Source organism: Solimonas fluminis (assembly GCF_002930645.1).
GTDB lineage: Bacteria > Pseudomonadota > Gammaproteobacteria > Nevskiales > Nevskiaceae > Solimonas_A > Solimonas_A fluminis.
This window is the reverse complement of sequence record NZ_PSNW01000027.1, coordinates 1-3,765: the sequence shown is the minus strand read 5'-3', so window position 1 is coordinate 3,765 and position 3,765 is coordinate 1. Positions and strand designations below refer to the sequence as shown.

The following is a 3,765-nucleotide window of genomic DNA, read 5'->3' as shown; positions in this document are numbered from 1 at the left end:
ACGTGCCGACGCCAAGGCCGCGGCCGACGCCTCCAGGCTCCAGCCGACCCCGAAGGAAGCCGTCGCCACGTACACGGCCCTGTCCGCCCGCATGGCACGTGCCCGCAAGGCCATGGCCGAGCTCGAAGCCAAGCTGAACGAGGCCGCACGTGTCGTCTACGTGGTGGCCGGTCCGGGGGTCAAGATCATGGGGGAATCCGTGGTCTACGTGGGCGGCTCTCCGGAGCGCCCGTGCCTGCGCGTCGATGCCGCCAAGGTGATCGGGTGATATTCCGCGAGTGCCCGTGCGGCATCCTGACTTCGGTCAGAGGGGATTGGCAGTTCATGCGGCTGGTGTGCGCGGCCTGCGGGCGGCCGCTGGCGCCGAAGATGCCGCGCCGCTTCGGCTGGCATCAAGAGGCGTTCCTTGAGCCGGGGCCGTTCGGCAACCACGTGACTACCTCGGCCTGCAGGCACGGGGGTGCCCGAAGCGTATGGTGGTACACGGACAGCGGGCTCCGCTACAGCTTCCTCATCATTGATGGTCAGGTGGTTGAACGGTGAGCAACCCCTTCGCCGGCCTCGTCCGCCGCATCGACATGGAGCGCTTCGCGGCGCGCCGTGACGCGCAGCATGCCGCCCTCGCCCGCATCAACCGCCTGCCCCTCTGGCAGAAAATATCCAGGCTCAACGCCTACGAGCGCGAAGCCCTGCGCCCGCTGATCGAGGCGGCCGGCGAGAAGATCACAAAGGAAAAGCTGGCCGAGCTGCGCAAGCTGGCTATGCGGTCCGGCGATCCGATCCTCGTCCACCTGAACAACACGGTGCGCCCGACCGTGGATCGAGTGCGCGGGGAAATCCTCGTGCGCCGGCAACAACGCATGGAGGCCGTGGTCTCCCGGCGCGACAACCTGGGCGAGCATTCCAGCGACCACGCCGTGCGCGCCTGGGCGCAGCGCCGGGCCGGCGAGGCGGCGGCCACCGTGGGCCGCCACGTGGGACTGCAGGAGCAGTTCGGCGCCGCCCTGGAATTCACGACACGTTGGGGGATCGAGCCACCGCCCGTGCCCGTGCTGCCGACAGACGAAGAGCTGGCCATCGCCCTCGCGCGCATGACGTGCTCCCGCTGGTGGCGCCGAAAGGCCCGTCGCAAGCTGACGCTCGATATCGAGCAGCGCGCCATTGCAGCGGGCAAGGTCCACGCCCATGCCGGCGTCTACGTGTCGGACGCCAACATCGGCCGCGGCCGCGCGCAGGACCAGCGCAACGCGCAACTGCTGCTGAACCTGGTGGCAGAGAACGAGCTGGGCCAGCAGTTCAGCCTGGCCGACCTGGTGGAGAAGTCCCTGGCCAACCCGCACATCCGCCTCTGCGAGCTGATGGTGCGCATCAAGGGCATGGAGGCCGTGGCCGACAAGCTTGGGTACGTGGGCCTGTTCCTGACCTGGACGCTGCCGAGCCGCTACCACGCGCGCCTGTCGGGCACGGGGAAGGAAAATCCCAACTGGACCGCCGACAAGCTGACGCCACGTGCCGGCCAGCTCCGGCTGCGCGAGCTGTGGGCCTGGGCCCGTGCCGCGCTGGCCAAGCTCCAGGCGCGGTACTTCGGGGTACGTGTCGCCGAGCCGCACCACGACGGCACCCCGCACTGGCACCTGCTGATGTTCGTGAAGCCCCAGCAGCGCGAGGAGGTGGCCCGTGTCCTGCGCGGCTACGCCATGCTCGAAGCGCCCGACGAGGAAGGCGCCGACAAGCATCGGTTCAAGGTCGAGCTGATCGACAAGAGCAAGGGCGGCGCTACGCACTACGTGGCGAAGTACATCAGCAAGATGACCACGGGCGCCGGCCTGGGCAAGGCCAAGGAACGTGGCGCCGATGGGGTGCAGCGCGAGGTGGCCGACGCTGGCAAGGGCGCGTCACGTGCCCGCCGCTGGGCCAGCGTGCACGGCATCCGGCAGTTCCAGGCCTTCGGCGTTCCGCCCATCGGCATCTGGCGCGAGCTGCGCCGGCTGGAAGGCCCGCCGCCGACCACGTGGCCCAACGGCCTGCCCGTGCACCCCGTGGCCTGGTCGCGCCTGGAGAATGCGCGCAAGGCCGCGGATGAGGGCGACTACGGCCGGCACCTGCGCGCCATCGGCGGCCCTGCCCTGCCCCGCGCGCAACAGCCGCTCATGGTCATGCGCCGCATCCATGGCGACCTGAACGCCTACGGCGAGCTGCGCACCCCGCAGACCGAAGGCGTCTGCGAGCGCATACAGTTCGTCAACGTGCGGCCGGTGAAAGAGCGGGTCTACCACGCCGCGCGCCGCCGCAAGAACCGCTCCGTGGCGGTCCGATCGTTCGTGCGGACCGCGCTGCAGCGTGAAGTGGTGCGCCTGCAAGGGCCTGGCGTGGTGACGCGCCTCCACACCTGGATTTTGAAGCCGCGCGCCGAAGGCGCCGCGGTGGCTGTGGCTGTAGAGCGTGAAGTCTCCAGCCAAGGGGCCGCCGTCGCGNCACCGCCCGGCCTCGTCTCGCCCTCCCACCAAGGCGCAAATCACCTTCCGGAGAGCGATCCATGAGCAATGAAGACTGCGGTTCCATCGTCTGTCCCCTCTGTGCCAAGCCCGGCACGGTCCGCCGCTTCGCCAAGGGCAAGCGCAAGGGGCAGCTCTACGTTCAGACGCCGTGCCACGGCCTGTTCATGAACCTGGGCAAAAGCTTCCAGGAGTGGATTCTGGAATACATGCGCGCCCGCGATGCGGACGGCAACTTGCCGCCGCCGCCCCCCGTTCTCGTTGAGTCCGAGCCGGCGCCGCCGGCCCCCGTGCCCGACGCCAAGCCCGAGCCGGCGCCGCTGCGCTCGATCTTCTTCCCGCTGTTCCACTTCTGAGAGGTAGCACCATGGCCACGAAAGCCACCAAGAAAAAGCCCGCCGCCAAGCCGGCGCCCAAGTCCCTGCCGCCGGTCGCCGCGCCGGCCGTCGCCGCGCAGCCCGAGTGCGCCCGCGTCGGCAAGGGCAAGGGCGTGCTGGTGGAGGGCGCGCAGTGAGCGGCGCCGAGGAGGGAGCGCTGCCGTTCGCAGACGATCCGGCGCTGGACGCGCTCGCCGCCGAGGCGGCCGCCGCGCAGCAGCCGCCGGCCGCGGGCCAGGCGCAGCAGCAGACCGCGGCCGACAACCGCGAGGCCGCGATGCTGGCCGTCGCCGTGGGCCTGAGCCTGATCAGCAAGGGCGTGGAAAAGGTCAAGGGCGTCAAGGTCGTGTTCGGGCAGGAGACGCTGGCCGAGGGCGCCGACGCCGTGGCGCCGCTGCTGGCCAAGCACAACGGCAAGATGCCGCCCTGGGTGATGCAGTACCGGGAGGAGCTGGGCGCGGCCGTGTTCGCCGGCAAGATCGCGTTCCAGGTGTGGCTGGCGATCAAGGAAGCGGAGAGCGGCGCCGCGGCGCCGGCCGCGGCCTGACATGCGCAAGCCCGACAACTCGCTGCCGGCGCAGATCGAGTTCATCTGCGGATCGAGCGGCACCGGCAAGAGCTACCTCATCAAGCAGCGGATCGGCGCCGAGCGGAACGTGCTGGTGTGGGATGCCAAGAACGAGTACGGCGACCTTCCCGGCTTCCGCTCGACGCATGATCCCGCGGAGTTCGTGCGCCTGGCCCGGCAGGGCGGGCGCATCGCCTTCGCGGCGCCGCCGACGCTGTTCGACTTCTACACTCGCGTGGTGTGGGCGCGCGGCGGTTGCCTGAACATCGTGGAGGAACTGGGCGCCGTCACGGGCACGGCGAAGGCCCGCGATGCCTGGCACCTG

At 70.2% G+C, this 3,765-nt stretch carries 6 protein-coding genes; all 6 read left to right on the top strand.

Annotated features, from left to right (window positions below):
* A partial coding sequence (locus tag C3942_RS22495) for a hypothetical protein (protein ID WP_207766192.1) occupies window positions 1-268 on the top strand: 268 nt, incomplete at its 5' end.
* Window positions 269-578: 310 nt separating this feature from the next.
* Complete coding sequence (locus C3942_RS21785; RefSeq protein WP_436286246.1) at window positions 579-2,540, top strand: replication endonuclease; 1,962 nt, start codon at window positions 579-581, stop codon at window positions 2,538-2,540.
* Window positions 2,537-2,851: a hypothetical protein gene (locus C3942_RS21780; protein ID WP_104232469.1), complete on the top strand. Its 315-nt coding sequence runs from the start codon at window positions 2,537-2,539 to the stop codon at window positions 2,849-2,851. Before C3942_RS21785 ends, C3942_RS21780 begins: the two co-directional genes overlap by 4 nt.
* 11 nt (window positions 2,852-2,862) lie before the next feature.
* The gene (locus C3942_RS22490) at window positions 2,863-3,009 is read left to right on the top strand and encodes a hypothetical protein (RefSeq protein WP_165797577.1); all 147 of its coding nucleotides are present in this window, start codon (window positions 2,863-2,865) and stop codon (window positions 3,007-3,009) included.
* Window positions 3,006-3,419 carry a hypothetical protein gene (locus C3942_RS21775; RefSeq protein WP_104232468.1) on the top strand — a complete coding sequence of 138 codons (414 nt, stop codon included), beginning with the start codon at window positions 3,006-3,008 and terminating at the stop codon, window positions 3,417-3,419. The genes C3942_RS22490 and C3942_RS21775 overlap by 4 nt, the downstream gene beginning before the upstream one ends.
* Before the next feature lies 1 nt (window position 3,420).
* Window positions 3,421-3,765: hypothetical protein (locus C3942_RS21770; protein ID WP_207766191.1), on the top strand; the 345-nt coding region annotated here is incomplete at its 3' end.